The organism is Breoghania sp., from assembly GCF_030066895.1.
Classification (GTDB): domain Bacteria; phylum Pseudomonadota; class Alphaproteobacteria; order Rhizobiales; family Stappiaceae; genus Breoghania.
On sequence record NZ_JASJAV010000003.1, the window covers coordinates 72994 to 89437 of the forward strand.

Genomic DNA, 16444 nt, shown 5'->3' on the forward strand with positions numbered 1-16444 from the left:
TTTCGGATCGAACTGTCTGCCAGACGCTTACTTGCGCGAGGACAGTAAGCCGACGATGTCCTTCACGCCCTGCAGCACGGGGCGGGCGATTGCGTCGGCACGCTCGGCGCCATCAGCTAGAACGCCCTCGATATATCCCGGATCATTGTTCAAGCGACGCATCTCGTCGGCAATCGGGGCAAGCTTGGCGACGGCCAGATCGGTCAGCGCGGGCTTGAACGCGAAGAACTGTGCACCCGCGTGCTCCTTCAGCACGTCCGCGGTCGTCGTCTCGGCCAATGCGGCGTAGATGCCAACCAGGTTCGCCGCATCCGGGCGCTCCTTCAGACCGTCGACCTCACCGGGAAGCGGCTCGGTATCGGTCTTGGCCTTGCGGACCTTCTTGGCGATCGCATCGGCATCATCGGTCAGATTGATGCGGGCGAGATCGGGCAGGTCCGACTTCGACATCTTCTTGGTGCCGTCACGCAGGCTCATCACGCGCGTTGCCGGACCGCTGATGACCGGTTCGGTCATCGGGAAGTATCCCTCTTCCCCGCCAAGGTCCAGCTCGGCGATGCGATCGGCATAGTCGTTGTTGAACTTGGCCGCGATATCGCGGGTCAGTTCCAGATGCTGCTTCTGATCCTCGCCCACCGGCACGTGAGTGGCCTTGTAGAGAAGGATGTCGGCGGCCATCAGGCTGGGATAGACGAACAGACCGGCGGATGCGTTTTCCCGGTTCTTGCCCGCCTTCTCCTTGAACTGGGTCATGCGATTGAGCCAGCCCATGCGTGCGATGCAGTTGAATACCCAGGCAAGCTCGGCGTGACCGGAGACCTGGCTCTGGTTGAAGATGATCGAACCCTTGGGATCGATACCGGCGGCAATATAGGCGGACGCGACTTCGCGGATCGCAGCCTGAAGATGGGCCGGATCCTGCCAGACGGTGATGGCGTGCATGTCGACGACGCAATAGACGCAATTGTGGGTTGATTGCAGACCCGCAAACCGCTTGATCGCACCGAGATAGTTGCCGAGATGGAGATTTCCGGACGGTTGGACGCCAGAAAACACGCGAGCTTCAAACGCACTCATCGATGGGTAACCCTTCGTAAAAATCCGCTCCGGTGGAGAGAGCTTGCGCGTTATCGCCAACGAAGAGCCCGTGCGCAAGAGCGCAGGACGACAGAATCTTGGCCGATTATTCGGATTTGGCGGATTTGGCCCCGCGCCGCTTCAAGGCGGCGCGGAAATAGCCAAGAAGATCGACCGCGCCGGTCATCTGGATGAAGATCGCGAAAGTCATCATTCCGATATCGACGAGAACGGCAAGCGCCCCGACGCGCAGAAGCAGGGAGGCGGAAGTGAAGATCGACGCCAGGAAGACATAGTAACCCGCGAAAACCAGGACACCCATGAGAGCGCTCGCCAGGACCAAAAGGGGGAAGTGCTTTTTCAGCGAGGCATCAGGTACGAACGAGCCGCGCCGCCACAACGTGACCATCAGAAGCCCCGCATTGGCCCAACCGGCGATCGACGTCGCAAGTGCGATGCCGACATGGGCAAGGACCGGCACCAGCAGCAACGCCCCGGCAACATTGACCACCATGCCGACCCCGGCGAACCACATCGGCGTCGCCGTATCTTCCCGCGCGAAGAAGGCTGACGAAAAGACCTTGATGAGCACGAAGGCGGGCAGGCCGATCCCGTAGGCGGCCAGGGCGGAGGTAGTCGCGGCCGCATCGACTGCATCGAAAGCGCCGCGCTGGAACAGCACTTCGACGATTGGATAGGGAATGACGATAAGAGCGACGGCGGCGGGAAGCGTCAGCGAGAGACCGAATTCCAGGGCGCGGTTCTGGGTGGCAAGCGCCCCTCGGGTATTTCCGGAGCGCAGAAAACGGGAAAGGTCTGGCAGAAGCACCACGCCGATGGCAATGCCGACGATGCCGAGCGGCAACTGATAGACGCGGTCGGCATAGTAAAGATAGGAGACGGCGCCGGCCTGCGTGGAGGCGATGATCGTGCCGACCGCGATGTTGATCTGGGTGATCCCGCCCGCAATCGCCCCGGGAAGCCCGAGCTTCCAAAGACGCCGCACGGCAAAGGTGTAGTGCGGACGGCGCAGCTTCAACGAAAAGCCGAAACGCTTCAAAGCGTAGATCAGCGACAGGAGCTGCACGACGCCAGCAAGGGCCACGCCGCAGGCCAGCACGATGACGGATGTTTCGCTCGCATCCAGCCCCAGAACCGCGATCACCGTCAGCACCGCGATCATCACGATGTTGAGGAGCACGGGCGCCAGCGCGGAGGCCGTATAGCGGTTGAAGGTGTTCAGCACGCCGCCGATCAGGGCGAGCAGCGACATGCACAGAAGATAGGGGAAGGTGATCCGCGACAGCAGCACCGCCAGATCGAATTTGCTCGCATCCTCGGCAAAGCCCGGTGCCAGCACCCAAACGAGCGCGGGCATGGTGATTTCCGCAAGCGCCGTCAGAACCACCAGCGTCCAGAACAGAGCGGCCAGGATTTCCTCGCCGAACCGACGCGCGCCGTCGCGCCCATCCTCTTCCAGCGATCGGGCAAAGAGCGGCACGAAGGCAGAATTGAACGCGCCTTCGGCAAAAAGCCTGCGGAACAGGTTCGGCAGGCGGAAGGCGACGAAGAAGGCATCAGCCACCGGCCCGGTGCCGACGAAACCGGCGATCAGCACATCGCGAGCGAAACCCAGAACACGGCTTGCGGCGGTCGCCCCGCCGACGGTGGCGAAGTTCCGCAAGAGGCTCATTTGGCAGCAACCACGGCGCGTTGACCGGGCTTGGCCGCGCGGGCCTGCCCCTCACCGTCGAAGGCCTCCGTCAATCGCTGACGGATATTGGCCTGCCGCGAGATGTTGGAGATCTTCTGCCCCGTCAGATCGGTCACATAGAAAACGTCGACCGCGCGCTCACCGAAGGTCGCGACGTGAGCCGAGGCGATATTGAGATTGAGCGCGGAAATCTCGCGGGTGAGATCATAGAGCAGGCCCGGCCGGTCGAGACCGGACATTTCCAACACCGTGTGCTGCTCGGAAACGGCGTTCTTGACGAGAACCTCCGTCTCGAGCCGGAAAGCCTTGGCGCGGTTTCGCCCGGCGGATGCGCTCTTGTGAACGACACTGTCGGGCAGTTTCTGCTGGCCGCGCAGGCAATCGCGAATGAGCTTGGTCACCCGCTCGCCGCGCCGGGTCTCGTCCGCATCGTCCGGCAATTCGCGCGTGACGAAAATGGAATCGAGCGCGAGCGCGTCGGTCATCGTGTAGATATGCGCATCGACGATGTTCGCACCGGCAACCGAGCAGGCCCCGGCAATAGTCGACAGCAAACGGGGATGATCGGGGGCGAGAACCGTGATTTCGGTGACGCCCTCGAAGGCATGGGTGTCGACGCTGGTCGCCAGCCGATCGCCGGAGGTATCGGCCTCGCGGATCATGGCCGCGTGAGCGCACTTCTCCTTCAGGTCGACGCGCACCCAATAGGCAGGATAGTGGCGCTGGCGGTAGGCCTCGATCTCTTCCGCACTCCACCCGCCGAGAATCTTGGCAAGTTCGGCCTGGGCCGCCGCGACATGGCTTTCGCCGATATGCGAGGACCCACCGGTGAGTACGGCTTCGGTCTCGTAATAAAGCGTGCGCAGAAGCTGACCCTTCCAGCCGGTGAAGACACCCGGCCCCACGGCCTTGATGTCGGCGACGGTCAGGATCAGCAGGAGTTTCAACCGTTCCGGCGTCTGCACCACGGAGACGAAATCGGAGATCGTCTTGCGGTCGTTGAGATCGCGCGACTGGGCGATGGTGCTCATCACGAGATGATACTCGATGAGCCAGGAAACTGTTTCCGTTTCGCCCGGCGTCAGCCCGAGCCGCGGACACAGCCGCTTGGCAATGCGCGCACCGACGATGGAATGATCTTCCGGCCGCCCCTTGGCGATATCGTGCAGGAACAGCGCGACGTAGAGAACGCGGCAGCTCTGGATTTCCTTGATCAGCCCGGTCGCCAGCGGATGATCGTTGCCGCGCTCGCCGCGTTCCAGTTCGGAGAGAACGCCGATGGCGCGCAGCAGATGCTCGTCCACCGTGTAATGGTGATACATGTTGAACTGCATCATCGCCACGACCTTGCCGAAGTCGGGAATGAAGCGGGAGAGAACGCCTGCCTCGCTCATCCGTCGCAAAACCGTTTCGGGATCGTTGCGGGAGGTGAGGATGCAGAGGAAGAGCCGGTTGGCTTCCTGATTGGAGCGCAGATCCTTGCCGATCAGCCGCCGCGAGCGGCGCACGAGGCGCATGGCTTCGGGGTGAAAGAGCAGGTCGTGCCGCTCGGCCAGCGCGAAGATGCGGATCAGGTTGACCGGATCGCGGGTGAAGACGTCCTCGTTGGCAACATTCAGCCGGTCGTGCTCGACGACGAAATCCTTCGAGCCGTCCAGCAGCCGACGCCGGTGAGATCCGCGCAAGACGCCCAGAAAACGCGACAGGTCCGGCGTCTGCTTGACGTGCTTTTCCTCCAGATTGGCGCAGACGATCCGCGTCAGATCGCCGACATCCTTGGCGACGAGGAAATAGTGCTTCATGAAGCGTTCGACGTCGCGCTGGCCGGGATGTTCCGTATAGCCGAGGCTCTGGGCGATTTCGCGCTGGATATCAAAGGAGAGACGCTCCTCGGACCGCCCGGTGAGGAAATGCATGTGGCAGCGCACCGCCCACAGGAAATCCTCGCACTGAACGAAGCGATTGTACTCGCGCTTGGAGAAGACGCCCGCCTTCACCATCTCGCTGCCGGATTGCACGCGGTAGGCGTATTTGGCGATCCAGAACAGGGTGTTGAGATCGCGCAAGCCGCCCTTACCCTCCTTGACGTTGGGCTCCACCAGATAGCGCGAGGCACCCTGGCAGCGATGGCGATCATCGCGTTCGGCAAGCTTGGTCGCGACGAATTCCGTATCCGTATTCTTCACGACCTCTTCATCGAAGCGCTTTTCCAGCTCTTCGAAGAGGGCCCCATCACCCCAAAGACAGCGCGCCTCGAGAATAGCGGTGCGGATGGTCATGTCGGAACACGCGAGACGGATGCAATCGTTGACCGAACGCGTGGCGTGACCGACCTTCAGGCCGAGATCCCAGAGCATGTAGAGAATGTATTCGACAACCTGCTCGTCCCAGGGCGTCTGCTTGTAGGGTAGCACGAACAGGAGATCGACATCGGATCCGGGCGCCAGCGTGCCGCGGCCGTATCCCCCAACAGCCACCACCGACATATGTTTGGCCGACGACGCATTCGTGACCCGATAGACGTGCCAAACCGCGAAATCGTAGATCACGCGGATGAGCTCGTCCTGGATATAGGCCAGGCGCTCGGCGCATCTCACCCCGTCGCCATCCTCGCGCAGCCGCCGCTTCACTTCCGCGCGTCCTTCCTGATAGGCGTTCTTGAGAACCGTCAAAACCTTGGAACGAATCTTGGGATCGGAACCGTCCCCGTCCTTGTCAGTGGTCAGCGCATCCAGGGTCGCGCGTAAATCCTCGGCGTCGATCAGTCCGGCGAAAATGTCGCTCTTATTGGTCATGGGGGAGGGATCTGGGTACAGCGAGTCACGTCACGTTATATCAAGGGTCAAAGCAACGCACGCGAGGCTTTTCGGTTTTGGCCGCATTGATGGGAGCGAAAGAGCAGGCCCGTCGGGAAACATCCCCTTCAGATAGCATTATCGGGTGAATGATCCGTCAGCCGGAATCCGTACTGCCCGTACGGATCTCACGGCTTGGTTTCCGCCCGCTTCGCCTTCAGCTTGTAAAGCGCCTCGTGCGCCTGGCGCGGCGTCATGTCATCGGGGTCAAACGTATCGAGGAGTTCGGCCAGCGCGCCATCATGAAGAGAGGCGGCAACCTGCGGGCGAGGATTCTGCGCAGCGAAAAGCGGCAGATCGTCGATCAGGGCTTCTGCTGGGGCACGCCGATCCTGTTCCTCAAGCTGGGCCAGGACCGCGCGGGCACGTTCCACCACAGATCCCGGCAAACCGGCGAGCTTCGCCACCTGAATGCCGTAGGAACGATCCGCCGCGCCAGGCACGATCTCGTGTAGGAAGACGACATCGCCCTTCCATTCCTTGACCTTGACGGTGGCGTTTTCCAACCGATCGAGGCGTTGGGAAAGTGCAGTCAGTTCGTGATAGTGGGTAGCGAACAGGGATCGCGCCCGGTTGATCTCGTGCAGATGCTCGATCGCCGCCCAGGCGATCGACAGGCCGTCGAAGGTCGCCGTGCCGCGCCCGATCTCGTCGAGGATCACCAGCGAACGCTCGCCCGCCTGATTGAGGATGGCGGCGGTTTCCACCATCTCCACCATGAAGGTGGAGCGACCGCGCGCCAGATCGTCCGCCGCGCCGACGCGCGAGAAAAGGCGGTCGACCACACCGATATGGGCAAAGGCGGCCGCAGGCACATAGGACCCCATCTGCGCAAGCACCGCGATCAACGCGTTCTGGCGCAGGAATGTGGACTTACCGGCCATGTTCGGGCCGGTCACCAGCCAGATCCGGCCGTTTCCTTTGCCTGCTTCGGGCCCGAGATCGCAGTCATTGACAACGAAGGGCTCGCCCGTATCGCGCCGAATCGCCTGTTCGACCACCGGATGCCGTCCGCCCTCGATATCGAAAGCGAGGCTGTCATCGACGGTCGGGCGGGCATAGCCTTCCGCTTCCGCGAGCACGGCAAGGGCAGCCGTCACATCGAGAATGGCCAAAGCCTCGGCCGCCGCCTTGACCGCATCGCCCGTGGCCACGATGGAGGCGGCCAGATCTGCGAAGATCTCCAGTTCGATAGCAAGCGAGCGCTCGCCCGCATTGGCGATCTTGGTCTCCAGATCGGACAGCTGAGTGGTGGTGAAACGCATCGCACCGGCCATGGTCTGGCGATGGATGAAGGTGCCCGGATCACTGGTGAGCTTTTCCGCATGCGCGGTGGGAACCTCGATGAACCAGCCCAGCACGTTGTTGTACTTGATCTTGAGAACGCGGACACTGGTCGCCTCAGCATAGTCGGCCTGAAGACCGGCAATAACCTCTCGGCTTTCGTCGCGCAACCGGCGCAATTCGTCGAGTTCGCCCATGTAGCCTTTGCGCACAAACCCGCCGTCGCGCTTGAGCAGGGGCAGTTCGTCATCAAGCGCGGCCGCAAGCGTTTCCATCAGATCGCGCGGCGACGCGGCCAGGGCATTGAGCGCGGAGGCCAGTTCCGAGGGCGGCTTGCTCGGGCAATTCTTCAGGAGATCAGCGATCTCAAACGCGGCTTCCAGCCCGTGCCGGACGGCGGCGAGATCACGCGGACCGGCGCGGTCGAGCGCGATCCGCGACAGGGCACGCGGCATGTCGGGCGCGGCGCGAAGCGCACTACGTAGCCGCTCGCGCAGCAACGTGTCCTCGTGCAGATAGGCGAGTGAATCGTGGCGCCGCGCAATCTCGTCCGGATCGGTGAGCGGAGCGGCGAGACGATCGGCAAGCAGTCGCGAGCCGCCGCCGGTCACCGTGCGATCAATGACGGAGAGAAGCGATCCGGTCTTTTCGCCCGACAGCGTACGCACCAGTTCCAGATTGGCACGCGTTGCCGGATCGATCAGCATGGCGCGGCCGATATGGTCACGCACGGGAGTGTCGAGCGGCGGACGCTGGTCGAGCTGGGTCTTCTCCACATAGGCGACGACGGCGGACGCCGCACACAATTCTGCCCGCGTGAAGGTGCCGAACCCGTCAAGCGTCGCGACCTTGTAGAAGGAAGCGAGCCTGTCGGCGGCCGTCGCGCCGTCGAAGAGTGCGCGGGCAACGGGCACCACCGCTCCGCGCAGGTTTCGCCAGACGGTTTTCAGATCCGGATCGTCATCGAGCACATCGGGAATGACGACTTCGCTGGCGTCAATTCGGGCGAGTTCGGCGGGCAGATTTATGCCGTCGGCCTCCGTCACGCGGAAGACGCCTGTCGAGATATCGATCCAGGCGATGCCGAATGTGCCGGATCCTTCGCCGGTGCGCAGACGGGAGACGGCGGCCAGATAATTGTTGGCGCCTGCCTCCAGCAGCCGGTCCTCGGTGAGCGTTCCAGGCGTGACCAGGCGCACCACATCGCGTCGTACCACCGATTTGGAGCCACGTTTGCGGGCTTCGACCGGGTCCTCCGTTTGCTCGCACACCGCAACGCGGTGGCCGAGCGCAATCAGCTTTTGCAGATATTCGTCGGCGGCATGGATCGGCACGCCGCACATGGGAATGTCTTCGCCCAGGTGCTTGCCGCGCTTGGTCAACGTGATGCCGAGTGCGCGCGAAGCGACCCCCGCATCCTCGAAGAACAATTCGTAAAAGTCCCCCATCCGATAAAACAGCAGGTTATCGGGATTGGCGGTCTTGATCTCAATATATTGCTCCATCATCGGCGTGATCTGCCGGGAGGAAGCGGGTTTGGTCTCAGCCTTGACACTCGTCATGGCGGCGACGTTATCAAACTGATTGTCCAGTTTCACGGCCCACACGGGCAGCTCTGCCTTGTGACACTTGTTTTCGGGGGATAATGGCACGCCCGCCCTGACGTAACCTACGTTAGGGAAAGAACACGGGGAGAATGATGGCATCACGCGACGAGTCGGCCAAGAGCAGGCTTTCCTTCACCGATCATGAAGTGCTCCTGTTTCATCAGCAGGGCAAGCCCAGCAAGCTGGAAATCGTACCCACCAAGCCGATGGCGACGCAGCGCGATCTGTCGTTGGCCTATTCGCCGGGCGTCGCGGTACCAGTACTGGCCATTAAGGAAGATCCCTCGCGCGCCTTCGACTACACCGCCCGCGGCAATCTCGTCGCGTTGGCGACCAACGGCTCGGTCATTCTCGGGCTCGGCAATCTGGGTCCGCTCGCCGCCAAGCCGGTGATGGAAGGCCAGTCGATGCTGTTCAAGCGATTTGCCGACGTTGATTCGATCGATCTGGAGATCGACACGGCCGACGTGGACGAATTCATTAACAGCGTGCGGTATCTCGGCCCCACCTTCGGCGGCATCAATCTGGAAGACATCAAGGCGCCGGACTGCTTCATCATCGAAAGCCGTCTACGCAAACTGATGGACATTCCCGTCTTTCACGACGACCAGCACGGCACCGCGATCATCGCAACCACCGGGCTCATCAATGCTGCGCTGATCACCGGACGCGACATCAAGACGATGAAGGTGGTGCGCAACGGCGCGGGAGCGGCCGGGATCGCCTGTATCGAACTGATCAAGGCGATGGGCGTGCCGCATGACAACGTCATCCTGTGCGACACCAAGGGCCCGATCTACACCGGCCGCGAAGAGAGTATGAACCAGTGGAAGTCGGCACATGCCGTCAACACCGACGCCCGCTCGCTGGCTGAAGCGATCAAGGGCGCCGACGTCTTCATGGGCGTTTCGGTGAAGGGCGCGCCGACGCCGGAAATGGTCGCCTCCATGGCCGACCAGCCGATCATCTTCGCGATGGCCAATCCGGATCCGGAAATCACGCCGGAGGAAGTCGCAAGCGTACGCAAGGACGCCATCATGGCGACGGGGCGCTCCGACTATCCCAACCAGGTCAACAACGTTCTGGACTTTCCCTATATCTTCCGCGGCGCGCTCGACGTTCAGGCGACGACCATCAACGAGCCGATGAAGATCGCGGCGGCGGAAGCGCTGGCGGCTCTGGCGCGCGAAGACGTGCCCGACGACATGGCAACCGCCTACAAGGGCAACCGCCCGAAATTCGGCCCGAAATACATCATTCCGGTGCCCTTCGATCCGCGCCTGATCACCTGCGTCTCGCCGGCGGTTGCCAAGGCGGCGATGGATTCCGGCGTGGCGCGCAAGCCGATCGTCGACATGGAAGCCTATGCCGCCTCGCTCAACGCGCTGCGTGATCCCGTTGCCGGCACGCTGCAACGCATCTTCACCAAGGTCCGGTCTGCGCCCAAGCGGGTGGTCTTTGCCGAAGGCGAGGAGCCGCAGGTGATGCGTGCCGCCTCCAATTTCGTCGCCCAGAGGCTCGGCGAGGCGATCCTGATCGGGCGGGAGGACGAGGTCAGCCCCGTCGCCGACGAGAAAGGCATCGAACTCAGGGCCGGGATCGAGATCCAGAATGCCCGGCTTTCCAACAAAAACTAGGATTACACTGAATACCTTTATGCCCGCCTGCAACGACGCGGCTATCTGCTGCGTGATTGCCAGCGCCTGGTCAACAACGACCGCAACTACTGGGGCGCGATCATGGTCGCGCGGTCGCACGGTTCTTGTGGCAGACACCGCCGTTCACGACATGCCGAGTTCGGAAGAGCTGGCCGATATCGCGGAAGAGGCAGCCCACGTTGCGCGTCGGCTCGGCTACGAGCCCTGCGTTGCGATTCTCGCCTTCTCCACCTTCGGCCATCCGGCATCGGAGCGTGCGGAGCGGGTTCGCGAAGCGTTGCAGATCCTCGACAAGCGCCGGATCGATTTCGAATATGACGGCGAAATGGCCGCTGATGTGGCGCTCAACATAGACGCCATGGCCGCCTATCCGTTTTGCCGTCTGTCGGGCTTGGCCAACGTGCTGATCATGCCCACCTTCCACGCCGCCCCCATCTCCACCAAGATGGTGCAGGAGCTGGGCGGCTCGACGATCATCGGCCCGCTGCTCGTCGGTCTCGACAAGCCGGTGCAGATCGTGCCAATGTCCTCGAAAGATAGCGACATCATCAACATGGCGGCTGTGGCGGCGTATAACGTGACCTGACACACGGGGGCGGCCGGCTCTCGTACCGCCCGTTTTCTCACAGAGCCGTCCTTCGGGACGGCTTTTCTTTTCGAGGCGCTGTGAAAGTACGTTCGATCATGCCGACCCTCATCAAGATCTGCGGTCTTTCGACGGCCGACACCATGAAGACGGCGCTTGATACGGGCGCCGATCTGGTGGGGCTCGTCTTCTTTCCCAAAAGCCCGCGCCACGTTTTCTTTGATACGGCGCGGGAACTGGCGGACATGGCGCGCGGAAAAGCCGAGATCGTCGCGCTGACGGCGGATGCCGACGATGCGCTTCTGACTGAAATTACGGACAAAATAAACCCCGACTGGCTGCAGCTTCACGGATCGGAGACGCCGGAACGCATGCGCGAGATCCGCAACCGCTTCGCAACGCCCGTCATGAAGGCGCTCGGTATCCGGGAACACGGCGATCTAGATGCTATCGAGCGCTATGCCGGAATTGCAGACCGGATCCTCTTCGACAGCAAACCTCCAAAGGGCGCTACGGTCCCCGGCGGTTCGGGCAAACGCTTTGACTGGCACCTATTGGAAAGCCTTGACCTAGATACGACCTTCATGCTTTCCGGAGGACTGGATGCCGGAAATGTCGCTGACGCCCTGGAGATCACGGGCGCGGGCGCAGTCGATGTTTCTTCCGGTGTCGAAGCGGCGCGGGGCGTCAAGGACCCGGTGCTGATCCGCACATTCATCGAAACCGTGCGCACATTCGAGAAAGAACGAGGACAGGCGAAGTGAGCCAGAAGCCGAACACATTGCGTTCCGGACCGGACGATACCGGTCATTTCGGCATTTTCGGCGGACGCTTTGTCGCCGAGACGCTGATGCCGCTGATCCTCGAGCTGGAAAAGGCTTACGAGGCGGCCAAGGCCGATCCGGCCTACGCGGCGGAGCTTGAAAACCTCAACACCCATTATACCGGACGGCCGAGCCCGCTCTATTTCGCCGAACGGCTGACGGGGGAACTGGGCGGCGCGAAAATCTATCTGAAGCGCGAAGAGCTCAACCACACCGGTTCGCACAAGATCAACAATTGCCTTGGCCAGATCGTGCTCGCCAAACGCATAGGCAAGACGCGCATCATCGCGGAAACCGGTGCCGGTCAGCACGGTGTAGCAGCTGCCACCGTCTGTGCGCGCTTCAGTTTTCCGTGTGTCGTCTACATGGGCGCGACCGATGTGGAGCGGCAGGCTCCGAACGTAGTTCGCATGAAGATGCTGGGCGCAGAAGTCATCCCCGTGACCGCGGGTGCCGGGACGCTCAAGGACGCCATGAACGAGGCACTGCGCGACTGGGTGACCAATGTCGAGGACACCTACTATCTCATCGGCACGGCCGCCGGACCTCACCCCTATCCGGAAATGGTGCGCGACTTCCAGGCGGTGATCGGCCGCGAGACGCGCGAACAGATCATGCAGGCCGAAGGACGGCTGCCGGACATGCTGATAGCCCCCGTGGGCGGCGGCTCCAATGCGATCGGCCTATTTCATCCCTTCCTCGACGATCCGGACGTGCAGATCGTCGGCGTGGAAGCGGGCGGTCTCGGGCTTGACGGCGACAAACACTGCGCGTCGCTCAATGCAGGCAAGCCCGGCGTTCTGCACGGCAACCGCACGTATCTGCTGCAGGACGGTGACGGCCAGATCTACGAAGGCCATTCGATCTCCGCAGGTCTCGACTATCCCGGCATCGGGCCCGAGCATTCCTGGCTCAACGACATTGGCCGCGTGAAATACGTCCCGATCATGGACGACGAGGCGCTGGATGCCTTCCAGCTTCTCACCCGCGTGGAAGGCATCATCCCTGCGCTTGAATCGGCCCATGCCGTGGCACAGGTGGTGAAGGTCGCCCCGACCATGGACAAGGACCAGATCATCGTCGTGAGCATTTCCGGACGCGGCGACAAGGATATATTCACGGTCGGCAAGATCCTGGGCTACAACCTCTAGAACCGGTTTCAGCCTGTCTTTCAGAACAGCGGATTTCCTTCGCGCGGGATGACCTTGCGCGAAAGATGTGGCGAGCCATGCGGTTCGCACACGACACCCATGCCACAATCCCGATTGTTGCATATGTCATTTGAAGCCATATTGAAGCCAGAAAACTCCGGAATTTAAGGAGAAATTAGAAATGGCTTCGCGTTCTTTCCTGGGATCCGTCCTGTGGGTCTTTGACTATATCCAACGTGCCGGGCGCGCCAGCACCGCATATCACGATCTGTCCATGATGTCGGACAGCGAACTTGCATGCCGCGGCATGACTCGCGGTGATCTTCCCCGGATCGCTTTCAAGGCCGGTTTTGGCGATCTCTGACCCGTCCGGGCGACGCTGCGCATTGACAGAAGGTCGCCACCCCTCCTACATCCTCTGTCTGATCGCGGTGTCGGGCATAACGCCCCGCACGAAGAACGGATGATGGGACTTTGCCTATGAGCCCGACGGACGGGACCCGGATCGACAGTCGCTTTGCGGCCTGCGCCAAGGAAAATCGACCGACCCTGGTTACATTCATCACCGCGGGTGATCCCGACCTCGAAACGTCGCTGGAAATCCTCAAGGCCCTGCCGGGTGCGGGCGCCGATGTCATCGAACTCGGCATGCCCTTCTCGGATCCCATGGCCGAAGGCCCAATGATCCAGCTCGCCACGCAGCGCGCCCTAGCCGCCGGCCAGACCATGAAGAAGACGCTCTCCATGGTCCACGCCTTCCGCGAAACGGATGCGGACACGCCCATCATGCTGATGGGTTACTACAATCCCATCTATGCCTACGGTAACGACACCTTCCTGAAGGATGCGCGCGAAGCCGGTGTCGACGGACTAATCGTCGTCGACCTGTCGCCGGAAGAAGACAGCGAACTCTGCATCCCCGCCATCAAGGCCGGGATCAACTTCATCCGCCTCGCGACCCCGACCACGGATGATGCGCGACTTCCCGCCGTACTCGCCAACACCTCCGGTTTCGTCTACTACGTGTCCATCACCGGCATCACCGGGACGGCGACACCCGACGCACACCGGGTGGCAGAGGCGGTCACCCGCATCAAGGGCCACACGAAACTTCCCGTCGCTGTCGGCTTCGGCGTCAAATCCGCCGCCCAGGCCAGCGAAATCGGTCGCAACGCCGCCGGCGTGGTGGTCGGTTCGGCGATCGTGAATGCGGTGCGCGAGAGCTTGGATGCGCAGAACCGTGCCACAGAAACGACGGTTTCGGCCGTCAAAGAACTGGTTGCCGATCTTGCGCGCGGCGTGCATGCCGCGCGGTCCCAAGCTGCCGAATAGGCGCTTTTGAGGCGAACCATCCGTTTAAACAGATACCGGAATTCGACCCGTGAACTGGATCAACAACGTCGTCCGACCGAAAATCCAGAGCTTCCTGCAAAAGCGGGATACCCCGGAAAACCTCTGGATCAAGTGCCCCGAGACGGGCGAGATGGTATTCCATCGCGATCTGGAACAGAATCAATGGGTGGTGCCCAGTTCCGGGTGTCACATGCGCATCGGTTCGCACCAGCGGCTGGACTTTTTCTTTGACGACGGCGCCTTCGAGACGCTTGAAACCCCGGAAGTCGTGGTCGATCCGCTGAAGTTCCGCGACGAGCGGCGCTATACCGACCGCCTGAAGGACGCCAAAGCCAAGACCGGCATGGAAGATGCCGTAATCGTGGCAACCGGCGCGGTGAAGGGACTGAAGATCACCGCAGTGGTTCAGGATTTCGCCTTTATCGGCGGGTCTCTCGGCATGGCAGCGGGCGAAGCGATCATCGCCGGGCTCGATCATGCGCGCAAGAACGGGACGCCGTTCGTGCTGTTCGCCGCGTCCGGCGGCGCCCGCATGCAGGAAGGCATTCTGTCGCTGATGCAGATGCCGCGCACCACCGCGGCCATCCGCCTCCTGAAGGAAGCCGGACTTCCCTACATCGTGGTGCTGACCAATCCGACCACCGGCGGCGTGACCGCGTCCTACGCCATGCTCGGCGACATCCACATTGCCGAGCCGGGCGCCCTGATCGGCTTTGCGGGCCCGCGCGTCATTGAACAGATCATTCGCGAGAAGCTGCCGGAAGGCTTCCAGCGCTCCGAATATCTGCTTGAGCACGGTATGGTGGACATGGTGGTTCATCGCCACGACATGCCGGAGACAATTGCACGGATCTGCTCGCTGCTGATGAGCGAGCCGGTGATCGCCGAACCAGTCGTCGAAAAGCCGGAAACAGTCGAGACGGACAGGGAAGAGCCCGCCGAGAAGACGGTAGGCGCTGAAGCCTAATCGTCCCTTTCCAGATTTCAAAGAGATATTGCGAAGATCCGCCGATGGATCACAGTACGCCTATCCTTGAGCGCCTGCTCGGTCTTCACCCTAAGGAGATCGACCTTTCGCTCGGCCGCATGCAGCGGCTTCTCGATGCAATGGGCAACCTCGAACGCCGGTTGCCGCCCGTCATCCATGTGGCGGGCACGAACGGCAAGGGGTCAACCACCGCCTTCATGCGCGCCATACTGGAGGCATCGGGCAAGACGGTTCACGTCTATACCTCGCCCCATCTGGTGCGCTTTCACGAACGCATCCGGCTCGGACAGGAAGGCGGAGGCAAGATCATCGAGGACAACGTCCTTTGCGAGGCGCTGCGCACCGTCGAGCAGATCAATGCGGGCGAACCGATCACCTTCTTCGAAATCGCCACCGCGGTGGCGATGCACCTCTTTTCGACCCATCCGGCCAACGTGCTGCTGATGGAGGTCGGCCTCGGCGGACGGCTGGATGCGACGAATGTCATCGAGGCGCCGCTCGCCTCCGTGATCACGTCCGTTTCGCTCGACCACGAACGTTTTCTCGGCAACCGGATCGAAGAGATTGCACACGAGAAGGCGGGAATCCTGAAAAAGGGTGTTCCCGGCGTGATCTCTCCGCAGGACGATGTCGTGCGTGCCGAAATCGAGCGCTGTGCGGCTCGCGTCGGCACGCCGCTCAAGATCGGCGGGCAGGACTGGGTCGCGCATGAGGAACACGGCCGTCTCGTCTACCAGGATGAGGACGGGCTTCTCGATCTGCCCAAGCCGCGCCTTGTCGGCCATCATCAGTACACCAACGCGGGAACGGCGATCGCGACCTTGCGTGCGGCCGGTGTCTGGCCGGGAACCGAGGCGACGGAAGCCGGGCTTCTCAACGTTTCCTGGCCCGCGCGCATGCAGCGGCTGCGCGAAGGACTGATCATGGATCATGTCCCCGCCGACAGCGAAGTCTGGCTCGACGGCGGGCATAATCCGGGCGCAGGTGCGGTCGTTTCCGCCGCCATGGCCGAACTCAGAGACAAGGTCGATCGCCCGCTCTATCTCGTTGCGGGCATGCTGACGACCAAGGATCCGGTCGGGTTCTTCCGGTCCTTCGAAGGGTTGGCGCACTACGTGGTCACCGTCCCCATCCATGCCTCTCAGGCTGGACGCACGCCGAAAGATCTGGCGGATCTGGCGGCACAGGCGTGGCTGATTGCCGAGCCGAAAGCAGATCTTCTGTCCGCACTCGACCGGGTCTCGGAACTGGCGGCCGGTGATATCCCGCCGCGGATCCTTCTATGCGGCTCGCTCTATCTCGCCGGCGACGTGCTGGCCCTCAACGGAACGCCTCCGGAATAAGCCG

9 protein-coding genes and 1 pseudogene are annotated in these 16444 nt (G+C 62.0%); 6 read left to right on the forward strand and 4 right to left on the reverse strand.

The window, feature by feature from the left end:
- Positions 1-27: 27 nt before the first annotated feature.
- The 4 genes from trpS to mutS all read right to left on the reverse strand — a co-directional run bounded on the left by trpS (position 28) and on the right by mutS (position 8492).
- A complete protein-coding gene (gene trpS / locus QNJ43_RS05585) occupies positions 28-1077 on the reverse strand; it encodes a tryptophan--tRNA ligase (RefSeq protein WP_300468125.1) in 1050 nt (349 codons plus the stop codon).
- 106 nt (positions 1078-1183) lie between these two features.
- Positions 1184-2770, reverse strand: a complete 1587-nt coding sequence (murJ, locus tag QNJ43_RS05590; RefSeq protein WP_300468127.1) for a murein biosynthesis integral membrane protein MurJ — start codon at positions 2768-2770, stop codon at positions 1184-1186.
- Positions 2767-5586 (reverse strand): [protein-PII] uridylyltransferase, encoded by a 2820-nt coding sequence (locus QNJ43_RS05595; RefSeq protein WP_300468129.1) that lies wholly within the window; start codon positions 5584-5586, stop codon positions 2767-2769. The genes murJ and QNJ43_RS05595 overlap by 4 nt, the downstream gene beginning before the upstream one ends.
- 188 nt (positions 5587-5774) lie before the next feature.
- Entirely contained in the window at positions 5775-8492 is a 2718-nt protein-coding gene (gene mutS, locus QNJ43_RS05600) for a DNA mismatch repair protein MutS (protein ID WP_300468541.1), read from the reverse strand.
- 137 nt (positions 8493-8629) lie between these two features.
- Between mutS and QNJ43_RS05605 the strand changes: the two are divergent.
- The 6 genes and pseudogenes from QNJ43_RS05605 (at position 8630) to QNJ43_RS05630 (ending at position 16440) form a co-directional block, all read left to right on the forward strand.
- A pseudogene (locus QNJ43_RS05605) lies at positions 8630-10781 on the forward strand (NADP-dependent malic enzyme).
- Between the two features lie 98 nt (positions 10782-10879).
- Complete coding sequence (locus tag QNJ43_RS05610; RefSeq protein WP_300468543.1) at positions 10880-11545, forward strand: phosphoribosylanthranilate isomerase; 666 nt, start codon at positions 10880-10882, stop codon at positions 11543-11545.
- On the forward strand, positions 11542-12756 hold the full coding sequence (trpB, locus tag QNJ43_RS05615) for a tryptophan synthase subunit beta (protein ID WP_300468131.1): 1215 nt from the start codon (positions 11542-11544) through the stop codon (positions 12754-12756). The genes QNJ43_RS05610 and trpB overlap by 4 nt, the downstream gene beginning before the upstream one ends.
- Positions 12757-13236: 480 nt before the next feature.
- Positions 13237-14088: a tryptophan synthase subunit alpha gene (trpA, locus tag QNJ43_RS05620; RefSeq protein WP_300468133.1), complete on the forward strand. Its 852-nt coding sequence runs from the start codon at positions 13237-13239 to the stop codon at positions 14086-14088.
- Between the two features lie 49 nt (positions 14089-14137).
- Positions 14138-15076: an acetyl-CoA carboxylase, carboxyltransferase subunit beta gene (accD, locus tag QNJ43_RS05625; RefSeq protein WP_300468136.1), complete on the forward strand. Its 939-nt coding sequence runs from the start codon at positions 14138-14140 to the stop codon at positions 15074-15076.
- Between the two features lie 44 nt (positions 15077-15120).
- Positions 15121-16440 (forward strand): folylpolyglutamate synthase/dihydrofolate synthase family protein, encoded by a 1320-nt coding sequence (locus QNJ43_RS05630; protein ID WP_300468138.1) that lies wholly within the window; start codon positions 15121-15123, stop codon positions 16438-16440.
- Positions 16441-16444 lie beyond the last annotated feature (4 nt).

Excerpts from the sequence above, each read along its gene's own strand:
- QNJ43_RS05610 (WP_300468543.1), top strand. The coding sequence starts at position 10,880 with ATGCCGACCCTCATCAAGATCTGCGGTCTTTCGACGGCCGACACCATG.
- murJ (WP_300468127.1), bottom strand. The coding sequence starts at position 2,770 with ATGAGCCTCTTGCGGAACTTCGCCACCGTCGGCGGGGCGACCGCCGCA.
- QNJ43_RS05595 (WP_300468129.1), bottom strand. The coding sequence starts at position 5,586 with ATGACCAATAAGAGCGACATTTTCGCCGGACTGATCGACGCCGAGGAT.
- mutS (WP_300468541.1), bottom strand. The coding sequence starts at position 8,492 with ATGACGAGTGTCAAGGCTGAGACCAAACCCGCTTCCTCCCGGCAGATC.
- trpA (WP_300468133.1), top strand. The coding sequence starts at position 13,237 with ATGAGCCCGACGGACGGGACCCGGATCGACAGTCGCTTTGCGGCCTGC.
- QNJ43_RS05630 (WP_300468138.1), top strand. The coding sequence starts at position 15,121 with ATGGATCACAGTACGCCTATCCTTGAGCGCCTGCTCGGTCTTCACCCT.
- trpS (WP_300468125.1), bottom strand. The coding sequence starts at position 1,077 with ATGAGTGCGTTTGAAGCTCGCGTGTTTTCTGGCGTCCAACCGTCCGGA.